The following is a 15,419-nucleotide window of genomic DNA, read 5'->3' on the forward strand; positions in this document are numbered from 1 at the left end:
TGGAGTGCCACATGGTCGCCACCCTTGAAGTCGAATCTACCCTGACTGACCGTTATCAGACTACGGTGCCGGAAACTGTTCGCCGCGCCCTGAGCTTGGGCAAGCGTGACAAGATCCACTACACCATTCGCCCTGGCGGTGAAGTTGTACTCACGCGAGTTGAGCCGCTGGAGGTCGATGACCCAGTGCTTGGACAGTTTCTGGGGTTTTTGGCGCGCGATATCTCCAGCCATCCGCAACGGCTTCAGGCTGTCGATTCCCACTTCTTGCAGCGCATCCAGTCGCTGGTCGGCGGCATTGAGGTCGATCTCGACGCCGCCTTGTTGGCAGATGATGAATGACCCCTGGCAAGCCACCGCTCCTGGTCATTAACGGCTGGACAATCTTTGCCCATCCACTGTTTCTTGCACAGGTTGAAGCGCTCACTCGGCAGGTCGAAGCGCTCAGACAGAGAGACCCGGCCGGATACACAAAGAAAAACGCCAGCAAGCGGCTAGCAGCGATAACCAAGCTGGCGTTTGAAGTGATTCCTCAAAACCCGGCTCGACCAGAGTACCGACAAGGCAACACCTTGGGTGACGACTACAAGCACTGGTTCCGCGCCAAGTTCTTTCAGCAATACCGGCTTTTTTTTCGCTACCACATGACAAGCAAGGTGATCGTATTTGCTTGGGTCAATGATGAGGACACCAAACGGGCCTACGAGAGCAGCGATGACGCCTATCGGATATTTCGCAAAATGCTGGAAAGTGGGCATCCACCTGATGATTGGCATCAATTGCTGGTGGAGGCGCGTTCTGAAGGTGCCCGCTTGCAACAGGTGGAGGCAGGGTTTTCGCAGGTACAGACTTGAATTGAGAAAACGCTTGGCTTCTTCGACCAACAGCGTTGTCATGGTGACGTTTAACATGGAGAAAAAAATGCACTACTCCGTGATGACCGAGAAGCAACTGGCCTCGCGCTGGAAAGTTAGCGTGAAAACACTTCGACGCTGGCGACAGAACAAGGTGGGTCCTGTATGGAGAAGGCTGTTTCGACACGTTCGTTACCACGATAGTGACGTTCTGGACTTCGAGCATCAGAGTGCTCAGAACTGGATGGGCTTTCTTGGCCGTGACGAAGGCACGCCGATTATTCTGACACCCGCGACCATAGACGGTGATTCCGGCAAGGTCGATCAGGATTCTGATTCCGAGTCGAAATCGAAGTACTTGACCGGCAAGGAGGTTGCGGCAATCACCGGTCTGCCCGCCCATCTTTTTGCGGATCGAGAAGAGCGCGAAAGCAAGCAAGTTCCCTACATGTCCCTGGTGGGCAACGTGCGGTACACCCTTGAGGAAATTTTGCGATGGGAAATGGCAAATAGCACGCCGGGCATTACGCCCGACCCTGTGAATCCAAGTCCCGGCATCACCACATGTGAGACGCAGGCGAGTACTCCACCTCGCATTCCTCGCTGGCACGAAATCATCGATGCACAGGCTGGAGAAGTTTGTCGCCACCCACAAGGATTACGACGCCGTTGACACAGAAACCATTGATGCGGCCTGACCGGCCATGGAGGAAAACATGGACATTCACCCTATTCACACCGAAGCAGCCTACAAGGCCACTCTCAAAGAGATTTTGGCCCTGATGGACTCCGACCCTGATCTGGGCACACCGGAGGGTAATCGTCTGGACATCTTGGCAACGCTGGTGCAAACCTATGAAGCCAAGTACGTGCCCGTAACTGCACCTGATCCGGTGGAGGCAATCAAATTCCGGATGGATCAATGCGGCCTGACCGTTAAAGATCTCGAGCCGATCATTGGCAAGAGCAACCGCGTCTATGAAGTTCTGAATCGCAAGCGTCCGCTGACACTTGCCATGATCCGCAGACTGCACCAGAGCCTGGGCATCCCGGCCGACGTGCTGATTGCGGAGACGGCGGCGGGGTGATCACTGACTGGAGCAAAACACAGAACGTTTCGATTCCGTACTCTTATCTGAACAGATGTTCCTGCTTTTAGCCCAAAGTCCACCGTTTCGGACGTTTGTTCCAGAGGGTGGACTGCGGACCACGGTTCAAATCCGACTTCTAACGTGATGAGTATAGATTAGGTAATTTGTCCTGATTTTGCGGAGTTTGTCCATTTCGCATCCTGCGATGTGCTCTTGCGATTCACTTTTGTTCCGCCACACCAAAAGGGCCCTGCCGAAATGAGTGCTCATCTTCGCTGAAGCAGGCAACTGATAAGCTCAATCGAGCGCCGCAATCATCATCTCGTCAAGAGATGTCAGAACGTCGCGGCGGGCACCCTCAATCGCATCGATTTCACTGGAATCCCCGCTCAGAGCTAATTGCGCAGGATCATCAAAGTGATGAAGTGTGATCGCCTGACGTAGCGCAATGATGCAAGGACCCGGATCAGGAATACGCTTCGCGGGAATGGCATCCCACGTCATCCATCCCGTTCGGGCAATACGGGGCAATAAAGTGGCCCGCTGCGAGATCAACGTCAATTGACCCACAATGCTTCGGCGCAGCTCATCGTTGTAGGACTGAGTGTGAAACTTTATCGCAGCCTCACCCAGTTCACCAACGATGGTACGCAAGATTTCCAGCTCATCGCGAATGATCTTTCGTCGAGACTGGCGCGACTGGTTTGACACCACCACGTACCAGCCTGAAATAATTAGTATGGGGGAAAATATCTTGGCAAGCGCATCCCAAGCATCAGATGTCATGGACGGACAGCGTTGTTCGAAGTGACCGCCTCGGCCACGTACTGCCGCGCTTCGTCGATGAAACTGCGGTTTTTGGATTGCAGCAAAATGTGCGAATCGAAGTCATTCACCGAATGCCAACGCATTTTGCGAACAATGCCACCAAACAACTCGTCTAAAAAGCTGCTGCCGTAACCCACTGTGCCGTCCAGCTCCACGACGACCACCTCGCCATCTTTGAGAGCTGGAGCCAGGTGATCGTCCCGGTACTCCTCGCCGCTGAATTTACTGATCCGCTTATACCGTCCGCCGGGATACCGGGTAAAGTCTGCTATGCGCAACGTGGTCATGATGGGTCTCCAGAGGCAGAGGTTGGACTTGATTGTAGTAGTGGGTAACGCCAAAGGTACATGGTGCCGTGCATAGAGCCTTGCAAGGCGCGCGTGACAGCGCTGCCCACGATTTTCCCTCTTTCTCGCGTGTACGCGTACAGCCCCCGGTTACTGATGATCATCAGCTGCCCATTGCCTGCACTATCAATCACCTTGTGGGCGTCGCGCAAACCCTTCCCTCGTTCTTTCAGGCCAGTGCTGGTGCGCCCGTATTCGATAGCGGCAGAGATGGACTGCACATCTTTCCCCCTGATGCGCCTGAATGCTGCCATCAGCTTGTTCAAAAGGCCAGGCTCATCGCGTAACTTGATGGGCAGAGCGTTCGCGATACCGATGCCAATATCAAAGATACATGTAGTCAATTCCCCGTTACGCAGCTGCTGAAAGCCCCACCAGCCGTCAAAGTGGCTACCCAAATGCCTGCGTTGCGGATGCACCTGGTAAGCATGCTCAACGCAATTGCTCACAGACTCGATCATGCCGCGAAAAAGCTCCTGCGAGTGCGGATTATCAGCAATGCGCAAAAAGGCTTCCAACTTGTCGGGCTCTGCCAGTGTCCAGGTACCGCTGGCGTGCGTCCAATGCACGATATCTTCGCGGTCCAGAACTTTGGCTTTGGGGAGACCCAAGAGGTCACACAAGCCTGTTTGAGTTAGAACCTGATGAATGCGCGCCTTCTTGGGCAGGGTGCCAGAAATATTCACGCCCCTGGCTCGCAGGTAACTTAGCTCGGCCTTAAAAGCCAATGTGGCAGTGGCCACAAGACGCGTAACTTGACTCATGTCAATGGAAAGGTGTGAGCCCTTGTAGCCACGCACTTGCCGCAAAAAGGCAAAAAACTCGCCAACGGCTTTGGTATTTCGGTCTGCAAATGGGAGGATGCAGAAATACGCTGGGGCCACGATGGCATCACGCTGGCGTCTGGGCCGAATATTCGCAACATTTGCTCGCAGGACGGCGCTGCTTTGTCCGATTTTCTGCCGCCGAAGTAGCCATGACCGACGCCCGAAACTGATTTTTTTCATTAAGAAATTCCCCGTGCCCAATCTATCGCGCACAAGCTCCATTATGGCAACGCGGTCTTTCCCATTGAGGACGGGAACTTCTTCGCCCACCAGTTTCACCAGCACTCGTACACCCAATTGCTGCCAACTGCACTATTCCCTCTGGCCGTGCCACTTTCCATACCCCTTTTGTATGGAAATTTTTATGGAAAACAAAACCTGTGCAGCGTGCGGCCAAGCCTTTCAACCGCATTTCAAAGTCCCAACCCAAACATACTGCTCATCACCAGTGTGCCAAAAGGCTCGGCGCCAAAACTGGCAACGCGACAAGCAACAAAGTGACCCAGACTACCGCGACAACCAACGCCGAGTCCAGCGCGCATGGATTGACCGCAATCCAGATTACTGGCGCGAGTACCGCAAGTCAAATTCCGAATCCGCCACAAGCGCCATAAGCCGTGAAAGTGAGTCGAGCAACCGCCCCCCGTTTGTAAAGATGGACGAGTTGGCAGTCCTCAAGGGAATTCCTGCTGGCGTGTACCGAATACGGCCAGTAGCTGGGAACGGCACCACGAAAAATGGCACCTGGGTCGTGGAAATCACCCCGGTTTGCAATTCCTGTCCATGTAAAGAGAACGACTGTAAAGATAGGACGTGTTGGAAGTTCTGTGACACCGGCGTTAACGTGGAACCCAAATGAGCTCTCGATCATTGATTTGAACTTACGTCCTGACCGTGATTGGCCACGTTAGGCTCGCAATCTGACGGTGTCCGGAGAGCCCATGTCCTTCCAACATGAGTGATCGGGACCTATGCAGTCAATCGAGGTAACGGCAGACGAGCCGGAACTGCCTAAACGGCTCCGTGCTGTCGAGTATGTCCGCATGTCGACGGAGCACCAGCAATACTCGACTGAAAATCAGGCTGGCAAAATCAGGGAGTACGCCGCCCATCGGAACATTGACATCGTCCGCACCTATGCCGATGCAGGCAAAAGTGGTCTGCGAATCGACGGTCGGCAGGCCTTGCAACAGTTGATCAAAGATAAGGAGTCGGACTCAGCAGACTTCTCCATCATTTTGGTCTATGACGTTAGCCGCTGGAGGCGCTTTCAGGATGCCGACGAATCGGCCTATTACGAATACATCTGCAAGCGCAAGAACGTTCACGTCGCGTATGTTGCGGAGCAGTTCGAAAACGACGGCTCGCCAGTAGCCACCATCGTCAAAGGGGTCAAGCGCGCGATGGCCGGTGAATACAGCAGGGAACTCTCGGCCAAGGTGTTCACCGGTCAGTGTCGGCTGATCGAGTTGGGCTATCGCCAGGGTGGTCCAGCCGGTTACGGACTGCGTCGCGTGCTCCTAGACCAGACCGGATCCGTGAAGGCGGAACTGGCGCGAGGCGAGCATAAAAGCCTGCAAACCGACCGTGTCATCCTGATGCCTGGGCCTGACGCCGAGGTAGAACTGGTGATCCAGATCTATCGCTGGTTTACGGATGACGGCCTGACCGAGTCAGAAATTGCGTTTCGTCTCAACGAAAAAGGCGTCCGCACCGACCTTTGCCGCGACTGGACCCGTGCCACCATTCGAGAGGTCCTCACCAACGAGAAGTACATTGGCAACAACGTCTACAACCGCCGCTCATTCAAGCTGAAAAAGCTCCGGGTGGAAAACACGCCCGACATGTGGATCAAAAAAGAAGGGGCGTTTGAGTCTGTCGTCACGCCTGAACTGTTTTACACCGCCCAAGGCATCGTGCGCGCCAGGGCGTACCGGTTTTCCAACGTCGAACTGATCGAGCGCCTGCGATCCTTGTTCCAAGACCGTGGATTGCGGCGACACCGGTCACTCAGCTGGTCGATGCTGGCAAGCCCAAAAAAGTCGCTGGTGTGAGTCCGGCGCAAATGGCCAACATGGAACGCGAGATGGGAAGTCTGCAGGAGCAATACAAACTTGTGGAACAAAACTTCAGCCAGGATGTTCTCAATTTGTGTCTTGCCAGTACCTACCTGTCCAAATTGCTGAAAAACGTCGAGATTGACCGGTACTTGCAGCAGCACTACCCCGAGATTCTGACGGAACTCAAATCCATCGTTGAATCCGAGTCACTCGACGCATAGATGAATGCCAAGCCACCAATTCTTGCATTCGCCGACCGGTCATGGCTTGCATGGCGGAGCAAATGCCCAACCGATTTTTGTTGATGATCATTCCGAAGATGACGCACCCGACACCCATCGAAACGCGCCGAAGCCGGATCCCGTCTGTCTGTACGGCCTGGTTGGCGACGTGGCCAGGGCTGGAAGTGAAGGCACGGAAGCCAACCCCTACGCGATAGCGGCCAATTTCATGGCGTACTTGTCGTGCGCCATCGGCCGTGGCCCCTAACTGCCAATTGGCAACACTTGGCACCATGCGCGGCTTTATGTCCTGCACATTAGTCGATCTGGTCGCGGTCGAAAAGGGGATGCAGTTTCACTGGTCAACCGCCTGGACACCGCACTGCGCCAGTTGAGGGAAGCTGCAGCACCACCCATCCACCGTGGTGGTCTGTCCAGCCGTGAAGGATTGGTCTCCCTATTCCACGACGGCTACAAAACTGGCAAGCTGGAAATCCCGGCCATTCAAGACAAGCGTTTGTGGGTCGTTGAATCCGAGTTCGCCAATGTTCTGCACCAAGGGCGACGCGAAGGCAATACCTTGTCGGCGGCCCTGCGCGACTGCTGGGACGGCGTTTGTCTGAAACCTGCCACCAAGTCCAACCGCCTTTATGCAAGCCATCCCCACCTGTGTTTGAGCGGTACTATTTCGCCCAGTGAACTCTTAGCTTTAATGCGCGCACGTGAACTGACGAACGGCTTTGCCAACCGATTCTTGATGATTTGGGCTGAGCGTGAAAAGATCGTGCCGTTTCCGACAGCCACGCCCCAGGAAACGGTGGACGCTTTGGCGTCCAGAATTCTTGGCGTTCTGGACTTTGTCCAGGCCGAGCATGTTACGGAGCGAGATCACCTGCAAGTTGGGCTCAGCGCACAGGCTCAAAGTATCTACGCTCAGTTGTATCGCGGGGAACTGATTGACGATAGCGCTGGCGAGCGTGTCACGGCTTTGCTGGAGCGTCGTGCGCCGATGCTGCTCCGGTTGGCCATGATTTTTGCCTTAACCGATCTGCAAACGCAGATTGACGTGCAACACATTCGAGCCGCCATGGGATGGATTCGCCATGGTGTCGAGTCAGCCAAATTTGTGTTCGTCAAAGCCACCGACGCGGCGGACTCGGTCCGAACCAACGCAGCGGTCAAGAAAATTGTGGACTTTCTGCGCGTTAAGGGTCCAGCCTCCCGTTGGAAAATCACCTCCGAGTGCTTTCAGGGGCATGCATCCAAGTCCATCATTGATGCTGCTCTCGAAAGGTTGCTGCTGGCGTCTCCTGCTCAAATCACGGTTCAGAATCAACCGCGAACCCGAGGTGCGCATGGGCCCCTGACCAACATCTACGCTTTGTCAGATGGTCGGCCACTACCCGCAACAACAAAATAGTCGCCTCACCAAACCCGAAATACTTCGCACTCTTCGCAACTACTGCGAAGAATTATTCGGCCATAAGCTGTTGAATTGAAAATAGAAAAAACTCTTCGCACACTTCGCGTAAAAAATGTGATCAGTAGCCAATTTCGACGTGAAGTTTGGTAGCGATCAGTGGTGTCCACTAGTACGGCAAATACGGTTCTCGATGTCGAAGGACAAAAGACACTGCCAGACTTGTTGGCGACACAAATCAATGTCCTCGGGGAAACGATTCCTGATTCAGCCCCTTGGTAAGCAACTTGAGACGCTGCCAGGCCAATGCAATCTCCGGATCCTGCACTTTGTCAAGTTGAGCCCGGCTACCATGGTAGGAGTTTGTGAACAGGTGGTCACGCCGCGCCTCGTGAACTGCAGGCTCCAGCAGTTCCCAGGGCGGAAGGCACACAGCCTCGCGCCGGGGTAAGGAGGCGGCCATCGCAAGGCCTCTTGGGTCGAAATCGAAGAAGGCCAGCGTCGGTCGATGATCATGTGCGATTAGCCGCGCCGCGCCATCGGTGCCGAAAGTATGCACCATACCCCGGAACATCCCCAATGTTGGCCGACCCTTGATCAGGTCTAATAGCCACAGGTACTCTCTGAGTTGCAAGAAGGTCTCAAGGTTCTCGCACACCAGCAGCACGTGATAAGGCAGCAACATGGCGTTCTGCCAAGGCATGGCCAGAAAACCATCATTGGGAGCGTGCACCCCCATCCCAATGGGAGCCACTGCCACGAGATCCTGGGCGACTGCCCGCGCGCCACTCTTCTCGGAACCGCCAGGCGGAGCTTGGCTGCGGGTGAATCCAGGCTCCGGCGACTGCAGGGCAAAGCCACGCGTGGCGAGCAGGCTGGCCGCGCGTTCGTAGTCCGCATCGCCATACGCCACCCGGGCGCCACGCACTAGCCCGAGTCCCTCGGCTCTCGCGAACTGGCTCGCCAAGTCACTGCGCCGATCAGCGGGACGCTCATTCGCGAGTCGGCGCAGGAACTCGACTTCTATGTTTTTCAAACAGCAACTCCTTGAGAGGACGCAGTTGTTGGCCGTCCCTTCTTCTTGGGAAAGGCCTTGGCATCTCGGAAGGTGTGAGCAAATCGCTCACCCTCACGTGGCATATTGCGGACCAGGGCGACCTCATACTGTCCGGCGCGCAGGGCGGCCAGAGCCAGCACCAACCAGATGGTGGGCGGCATGGTCTGAGCATCCACGTCGTCCTTGCGCCACTCAATCAGGGACAGACCACCGTCAGCCGTCTTGACGTCTCGCAACAGCTTGCCAAGGGCCTTCATCGCCGGGGTAATCGGTTTCGTGACAGGCGGATCGACGATCCGGGTGTAGCGCTTGGGTGGTTCCACTGGTATGGGGAGTGCGGCCTTGGTGGGCAAATCACGCGCCAATGCCGCCATCTCGTCGGCCATCCCACGGTCGCTCTCCATCGGTTCGATGTGCGCAACCAGCGCCGGTAGGCGGGTGGCTAGCAGGAAGGCCGGAATCTCGCCAGAAAGGTCTGCTTCGAAGCCGCGCCAGCCCGGCTGTTGGCGCAACAGCATGTCGGTGCGTGCGAGCAGTTTCAAATCCTGCTCCAGCACCCTCAGCCGGTAGATTTCATTACGCAGGAAGGTCTGCATGTCCGACAGCCCATGCTGCCAGAACATCATGCGCGTTAGAAGTTGACGGCGAATGAAGCGGGCCAGGTCATCTCGACCACGGATGCTAGCTTCTCGCTCGATTCGTTCAACCTCGCGCGCAAGGCGCTGCACGTCGCCGCTGAGAACACTGGTCTGCTTCTGATAGAAACGGTTTTGGCTCTTTTTGGCCTCCAGCGAGCGCACGTTTCCATAGCGTGTGCTCATCAGGATCTGCAACTGCAGCATGTTGCGATTCATCGTGTCGCCAATGTCGAGCACTGTTGTCTGCAATTCATCGACCATGCCGACCACAGACTCGCGATCACCGCGCAGAATCTCGACCTCATCCCAGAGCGATTTCAACAGCGTAATCTTGGCTCCAATGTCGGCCAGGCTTTGAAATGCAGGGAAGAGTTGCAGGTGATCCTGTAGGTACTCACGCAGCCGGGGATGCAGACGGTAGCCATCCTCATCCACCGGGCGCAAGGCGCCGACCTGGCGCAAAGCAAGGATGTCCATATGCGATGCGTCATCTCCGACCGTAACCACGCCGGACAAGGCCTGCGCCACCAAGTCTGCATGGCGGCTCAGCGTCTGCAGGACATCCTTGATCGGTGTGCTCATGAGGCTTTTAACCCACCACGTGCATCGTCTGGTGCGTCCAGCCGGAGCTGCGTGTCAATCGAATCCACCACCCCATCATCTGACAGCAGCGGTGTGTTCTCGTTGATGAAATTGAGTAGCTGGTAAAGGTACTGGACCTTGCCGGTGACCTGGTAGCCTTTGCTGGCGACATTAGTCTCGACGATATAACCCGTCTTCACTAGCTGCTCAAGCACACGCCTAACCCGATCGATTGAGGAATCGACGACCCGAGCACCGCTGATCTCCCGCATTTCGCTCAACGTCCTCTCCAGCCGAGAGTTGGAGCGCACGGCCTCGCTGATCTCCGACTCCCAGATCATGTCCCCAGGATGGATGTGTGGATCGCGACCCTGGGTCTCACGCATCACCTCAAGAAAATGAACAATCGGATCCAGTTTGCTACGCACAAGCCGCATTTCCTCGCGCAGACTGGCGCGCATCTCGTTCGTCACGATCGCATGGGCCATGAAGAATGCTCCATCGTCTCCAAGTCGCGCCAACCGATAGCCAATGCGCTCCAGCCATTCCTCAGCCTGACTTCTTCCCGACGTTTCCTGCAAAATCTCAAATTCATCCGGGTAGTGATATGCACAGACAAAACAGCCCTCGGCCAGGCGTTTGAGAGCGGATTCAATCCTCGACATAGAAATCCTCCTCTGCGTTGATATGGGTGGTGGCGATGGCCCCGGTGTTCTCGAAATAACTCAACCGACTGAATTGCCGCGCAAGAGCTGGATCAACACTGGGTGAAGCGCTGATCACGTCGATCTGGTGATCATTGAGAGTACGCATAAAGGACTCCAGGTTCCCCGCGTCGAACCGCCCCACTTCGTCTGTCACCCAAGTTAGTCGAACCCCAGAGTCGGTTCCCCGGATCATCTGGACGAAGCCCATCAGGAACATGGCCGTGATAAGCGCCGTATTTCCATTGGAGGAAACCGCTTGGAACTCCTCCTGGTTGCTAATGCGACGTGTCTGACCGTTTTCCACCAGCGAACACTCAAGCCGCACATGTTCGCTCAGATTCACTTGCACCCGACCGTCGACTGGCAAGATATCCTTGAACTGGCGCACTAGCATCACATCGTCAAGGGACGGCAGTTCGCGTTCCTGCACCGAATGCGTGCGCCAGCTCGAATGCCGACTCAAGGACACGTCTCGCATCTTGCGCAACACATTGAGATACTCAAGCTGGCTCACCCCAGACCTTACAGTGACCGACAGGTCGCGGAAGCGCTCAAATTTGGCCGTATCAGACAAAGCGTTCTGCAGCTGAGTGTTGAAAGTCTGTATGCGACGGTCAAACAGGTCCAGGTCACCGACGAAGGTGCTGGCCAGGTCCATGAATCCGACCATTTCCTTGTTGAGCTGATCCACGTAAGGTCCATACTCCATCGGCTCGAACCAGCCCACCAGTACACGAGCCTTTTCGCAGAACCACTCGTGTTCGTACAGTGTCTGTTCATCAGGCAGCTCCTTCTCACGCAATTCCACCCACTGCTGCACGCCACCCGCCTTGCTGAGCATTAGGTTGCGCAGTGCACGGGATTTGGCTTGAAGATCCAGTGCCTCAATGCGAAGTTGCTCCCTCTGTGCATCTACTTTCAGCTTGAGCGTTTCCACGTCCCAATCAACGTGCAGCTTTGACGGCACATGCGCATCGAATATGGACAGTGGTCCGTCACGCAAAAGCTTCAGAGACGATATCTCTTGGTCCCGGGTGAATATCTTGTTGTCTATCGCCTGGAATTCCAGTCGGACGGAATTTTCTAGGCTCGTCAGGACCCGCCCATGCTCCGCATGGGCATTCGTTTCACTGTCCAGCAGTTCCTTTGCCTGTTGCGCCACACGCCGCCAAGCTGGCAGGTTCGGCTCGATCTCAGCTCGGAACTTACGCCAGGAAGCGACCTCATGCCGATTAGCGGCAATTGAATTAAGGAGACCACCCAGTGCTTGGATCTCACCTTCCAGTTGCCCCACCCGGACCGGATCGACACCAAGTCCTTCGAGTTCACGTGCAACGTCAGCTTCGAGCGCCGTTAGTTGGTCAGTTCTGCGCTTTTCTGCCAACTCCTGCTCACCGCTCAGTCGCAACACCGCCGCGTTGTACTCCCCGCTCAATCGATCACCCTGGGATTTGAACTCCGCTTTCAGGGCTCGCAGTCGACCGACAGCCTCGCCCTCCAAGCTGCTCTTTTCTTCTGCCAAGGCTTCCAAGCTCTTCTTGACGATGACAAGCTGCTTCTCTGCCTGCGACTTGCAGGCCTGCTCTTCCTGGATCACAACATTTTCAAATCGCGTAACGTTGCTCTCGGCATTTCCCAAGGCTGTCCCAGCCAAGGCCAGGGTCGCATCCGTTTGCGCCCTGGTGGTTTCTGCGGCACCAAGAGCCTTGCCAGCCTTCTGAGCAATATCTTGCGTCTCGGCCAGCGCGCGTTGTTTTTCGACAAGGACATCCTGCGCTCTTCCGATCTGCTCGCGCAATTCCTTCATGTCCACCCAGGATGGCACTTCCAATTGCGACACACGCAAGGCAATACCGCCCACGCCCGAGTGCCCAGCTTGCGCCGAAGTACCTGGGTCATTCAGGGCGAGATACGGTGCAAGATCCTGTCGCCCGAGCAACACCGGATCGATGACCTTGGCCGTGTCCAACCACAACTGGGTGTCGACGCTGCGCAAAAATGCTAGCAAGGATCCAGTCGGCGGGTCCAACCTGGCCTTTAAATCCGCAATCTCTGCATCGATGGCTTGGATCTGCTGACCATGAACGGCGAGCCGCTCTCCGGCTTTCGTAGCCTCAAGCTGGCACCTTCGTTCCTCCGCTTGCGCATCAAGAAGCTTTTTTCCAGCCGTACCATGTTCGGTTCGTATCGTTCCCACTTCGGACCGGGCATTGACCAGCTCAGTCTTCGCCTTTTGACTGGCAACCGGGTGCTCGAATGCCGCTTGAAGCGATCCCGCCCGGACATTGAGATCATTGATCTCATTCGGAATATCGGTCAGGCGCACAGGCGCCTGTAGCGCGTCCTCCTCCTGACTTTGCTGTTCTGCCAACGCGCTCTGTAGAGTCGTCAGCTGCACAACTTCCGTTTGTCGCGCAGTACTGATACGGTTCAGCTCATTGGTGTACGCAATCTCAATTTCCTGGCTGCGCGCGAACTTACGCGCCGCAACATCGCCGCCAGCTTGGTTCAGCTGGGCCAATTCTGCCTCTTTGGATGACTTCGCCGACTTGTGACTCGCCTCCGCCGCCTCTTGATCAGCAAGTAGCTCGACATTGATTTTGGTGAAATACGCGGTGCGGGATGCAGCGGTAGCCACTTTCGACTGAGTTGCTGCCGCAGCTTCCTGCAGCGGAGGCAGCAAGGCTTCCAGTAGGGCGATAGCTTCTTCTATTTCCTGCGTCTGAGTGGAAACCTCCTCCGTGCGTTTTTCCTTGCGCTCCTTCAACTCGCCTTGCTCTCTCTCGATCTGACTGATCGCGGCTTTCACTGCTACCTTCAGAGCACTGAGCTCCATGTGCAACCCCTTGACAAGATCGACTTTTTCTTTGAGCTTTTTCGCTTCTGGTGCAGCCGTAGAAACCGCAACCATGTGGTCATGGGCCTCCAACCACTGGATAACGTCATTTCGACTTTTCTTAAGCTCCCGTCGGCTGTGTTCAGGGCCCGTCGCATCTCCGTGTGAATCCGAAACCCGGTCAATGACAATGTTCTGAAGATCGCGAAAGTTGATCTTTTCATTGGCCATCGCAGCCGCGATCTGCTCCAAGTTAGTCAGCGGCTTAGGTCCCAACGAGTGCACCGCAGCAAGACGTCGCAGGTCAGCGGCTTCCTTGGTGGACAAGCGCTCATTCAGTATGACACTGCGGTACTGATTAAGCATCAGCTTGCGAGTGACCTCGAATCCCATTTCTTCCACGCGACGCGGGTATTCATCGCGCAGCACAAACTGGTTGTTTTCGTCGTAGAAAAAATCTTCCCGAAATCCTGAGTGGATGATTCGAAACTCCGGAGCATCTGCATTGCTTTGACAGTGCATCACAACGCAACGCAGGTCAGTCTCAGTTTCACGCTCATATTCATAGACGACACAGCTGCTCGGGTCCGGCAGCAAGTAGGCAATCAATGAGTCACGTCCGCTTCCACGCAGGATTTGGGATGTGGTTGCACCGTAGAACACTGGCAAGAGGCGCAAAAACGTCGTCTTTCCCACGCCGTTTTCGCCGATGACGAGCACCCCACCGCGCGGATCAAGCTCCGCAACACGACCTGAAGGCAGTCGTGTGATGGAATTTTTAATGTTGATGGCGACAATGCGCCGCAATTGATATGGCACGGTACTCCCCCAGTAGTTCTATTCGCTCTCAAACTGTCACGACTCACTTTGTGCCCCACACATAGTCAAACAAGAAAATCACATTACCTTGGACACATCCAATGACAGGGTTGACCGCAATATATCATCATATTGATGATATAACAGACGCATTTTTGACCTATATAATTAAACTTTTAGAGACTCATATCAATCAATTTAAGATTAGGGTATGGTACGTATGCATCCCCAACGGGCAGAGAGCTTGAGTCACGCCCAGCGCGAACGACTAGCCTATATCGACTTTCGCCTCTACTTCATGGGAGAGATTGGTCGGCCAGACTTGGCGAATCGCTTTGGGGTGGCCCCTGCCGGTGCAACCCGTGATCTGGCGCTGTACCGAGAAGTCGCGCCGCAGAACATCGAGTTCGACGGTAGCAGCAAGATTTATCGCATCGGCAAGGCCTTCGTGCCGCTGTTTGAGCACGCATCGCCGCGCGTGCTGTCAGCGCTTGCCTTGGGATTTGGCGATGGTGTGAACGTCGACTCACAGTCGCTGTTGCCTTGCGAGTCACCCGCCGTCTTGAGTAGCGCACGGATGGATATTTTGGCTCCGATCTGCCGCGCCATCCATGCCAAACGTCCAGTGGCCATCCGTTACCACTCAATGAGCAGCGGCGAGTCCGAGCGTGTGATTGTGCCTTTCGCTTTGGTTGACACTGGACTGCGCTGGCACGCCCGTGCCTTTGATCGCAAGAGTGGTGAGTTCCGTGACTTCGTCTTGACGCGCATTGAAGCGCCGACGTTGCTTGATGAAGAACCCAATGCGAACGAGCGCCCGGACAACGACATCCAATGGACGCGGATCGTGGAGTTGGACTTTGTGCCCCATCCACGTTTGAGTCATCCTGAAATCATCAAGATGGATTACGGGATGAAGGGTAGTTCGATACAGATGCGCGTTCGCGCGGCGGTAGCTGGCTACATGCTGCTGCGTTGGAGCGTCGATGCGTCTCCAGACCACAGCTTGAAAGAAGAGCAATACCGCCTCTGGCTCAGCGACCCGCTCGCCTTGTATGGGGTGGAGAACGCAAAGCTGGCACCGGGGTATCGATCGCCGGTGGCGCAAACAAAGAAATGATGGGAAAGACAGA

General features: G+C 55.4%; 14 protein-coding genes and 1 pseudogene. 8 read left to right on the plus strand and 7 right to left on the minus strand.

Translation table 11 applies throughout. The features are described from left to right. Positions 1 to 11 precede the first annotated feature (11 nt). Genes GZ093_RS00960 through GZ093_RS00975 form a run of 4 tightly spaced genes read left to right on the plus strand, consistent with a single transcriptional unit; the run spans position 12 to position 1,941 of the window. Positions 12 to 341 (plus strand): type II toxin-antitoxin system PrlF family antitoxin, encoded by a 330-nt coding sequence (locus GZ093_RS00960; RefSeq protein ID WP_296480795.1) that lies wholly within the window; start codon positions 12 to 14, stop codon positions 339 to 341. After that, complete coding sequence (locus GZ093_RS00965; protein WP_296480798.1) at positions 338 to 853, plus strand: type II toxin-antitoxin system YhaV family toxin; 516 nt, start codon at positions 338 to 340, stop codon at positions 851 to 853. Before GZ093_RS00960 ends, GZ093_RS00965 begins: the two co-directional genes overlap by 4 nt. Before the next feature lie 13 nt (positions 854 to 866). Beyond that, positions 867 to 1,526, plus strand: a complete 660-nt coding sequence (locus tag GZ093_RS00970; RefSeq protein WP_296480800.1) for a helix-turn-helix domain-containing protein — start codon at positions 867 to 869, stop codon at positions 1,524 to 1,526. A 43-nt stretch (positions 1,527 to 1,569) separates the two neighbouring features. Next, complete coding sequence (locus GZ093_RS00975) at positions 1,570 to 1,941, plus strand: transcriptional regulator (RefSeq protein WP_296480805.1); 372 nt, start codon at positions 1,570 to 1,572, stop codon at positions 1,939 to 1,941. Between the two features lie 300 nt (positions 1,942 to 2,241). Here the strand turns inward: GZ093_RS00975 and GZ093_RS00980 are convergent, their stop codons facing one another. From GZ093_RS00980 to GZ093_RS00990, 3 genes are read right to left on the minus strand one after another with little or no spacing between them, the layout of a single operon-like run. Then, positions 2,242 to 2,730 (minus strand): hypothetical protein, encoded by a 489-nt coding sequence (locus GZ093_RS00980; RefSeq protein WP_296480807.1) that lies wholly within the window; start codon positions 2,728 to 2,730, stop codon positions 2,242 to 2,244. Continuing rightward, positions 2,727 to 3,059 carry an STAS-like domain-containing protein gene (locus tag GZ093_RS00985; RefSeq protein ID WP_296480810.1) on the minus strand — a complete coding sequence of 111 codons (333 nt, stop codon included), beginning with the start codon at positions 3,057 to 3,059 and terminating at the stop codon, positions 2,727 to 2,729. Before GZ093_RS00985 ends, GZ093_RS00980 begins: the two co-directional genes overlap by 4 nt. Further along, positions 3,056 to 4,225 carry a hypothetical protein gene (locus tag GZ093_RS00990; protein WP_296480812.1) on the minus strand — a complete coding sequence of 390 codons (1,170 nt, stop codon included), beginning with the start codon at positions 4,223 to 4,225 and terminating at the stop codon, positions 3,056 to 3,058. Before GZ093_RS00990 ends, GZ093_RS00985 begins: the two co-directional genes overlap by 4 nt. Positions 4,226 to 4,917: 692 nt before the next feature. Between GZ093_RS00990 and GZ093_RS00995 the strand changes: the two are divergent. The 3 genes and pseudogenes from GZ093_RS00995 to GZ093_RS01005 form a co-directional block, all read left to right on the plus strand. Further along, positions 4,918 to 5,928 (plus strand): annotated as a pseudogene (locus tag GZ093_RS00995) (recombinase family protein); the annotation flags it as partial. A 68-nt stretch (positions 5,929 to 5,996) separates the two neighbouring features. Further along, positions 5,997 to 6,227: a plasmid partitioning protein RepB C-terminal domain-containing protein gene (locus tag GZ093_RS01000; protein ID WP_296480814.1), complete on the plus strand. Its 231-nt coding sequence runs from the start codon at positions 5,997 to 5,999 to the stop codon at positions 6,225 to 6,227. Between the two features lie 448 nt (positions 6,228 to 6,675). Then, positions 6,676 to 7,647, plus strand: coding sequence for a DUF3987 domain-containing protein (locus GZ093_RS01005; RefSeq protein ID WP_296480817.1), 972 nt, complete (start codon positions 6,676 to 6,678; stop codon positions 7,645 to 7,647). Between the two features lie 238 nt (positions 7,648 to 7,885). On the opposite strand, the gene GZ093_RS01010 is transcribed toward GZ093_RS01005, so the two are convergent. The 4 genes from GZ093_RS01010 to GZ093_RS01025 are packed head-to-tail and all read right to left on the minus strand — an operon-like array spanning position 7,886 to position 14,286. Further along, positions 7,886 to 8,683, minus strand: a complete 798-nt coding sequence (locus GZ093_RS01010; protein WP_296480821.1) for a hypothetical protein — start codon at positions 8,681 to 8,683, stop codon at positions 7,886 to 7,888. Further along, positions 8,680 to 9,924 carry a hypothetical protein gene (locus tag GZ093_RS01015; protein WP_296480823.1) on the minus strand — a complete coding sequence of 415 codons (1,245 nt, stop codon included), beginning with the start codon at positions 9,922 to 9,924 and terminating at the stop codon, positions 8,680 to 8,682. The genes GZ093_RS01010 and GZ093_RS01015 overlap by 4 nt, the downstream gene beginning before the upstream one ends. Further along, a complete protein-coding gene (locus GZ093_RS01020) occupies positions 9,921 to 10,589 on the minus strand; it encodes a hypothetical protein (RefSeq protein ID WP_296480825.1) in 669 nt (222 codons plus the stop codon). Before GZ093_RS01020 ends, GZ093_RS01015 begins: the two co-directional genes overlap by 4 nt. Then, positions 10,576 to 14,286, minus strand: coding sequence for an ATP-binding protein (locus tag GZ093_RS01025; protein WP_296480828.1), 3,711 nt, complete (start codon positions 14,284 to 14,286; stop codon positions 10,576 to 10,578). The genes GZ093_RS01020 and GZ093_RS01025 overlap by 14 nt, the downstream gene beginning before the upstream one ends. Positions 14,287 to 14,506: 220 nt before the next feature. On the opposite strand from GZ093_RS01025, the gene GZ093_RS01030 reads away from it, so the two are divergent. After that, the gene (locus GZ093_RS01030; protein ID WP_296480831.1) at positions 14,507 to 15,406 is read left to right on the plus strand and encodes a WYL domain-containing protein; all 900 of its coding nucleotides are present in this window, start codon (positions 14,507 to 14,509) and stop codon (positions 15,404 to 15,406) included. The last annotated feature ends 13 nt before the right edge of the window (positions 15,407 to 15,419 follow it).

It is taken from the genome of Rhodoferax sp., assembly GCF_010365055.1.
Classification (GTDB): domain Bacteria; phylum Pseudomonadota; class Gammaproteobacteria; order Burkholderiales; family Burkholderiaceae_C; genus Rhodoferax.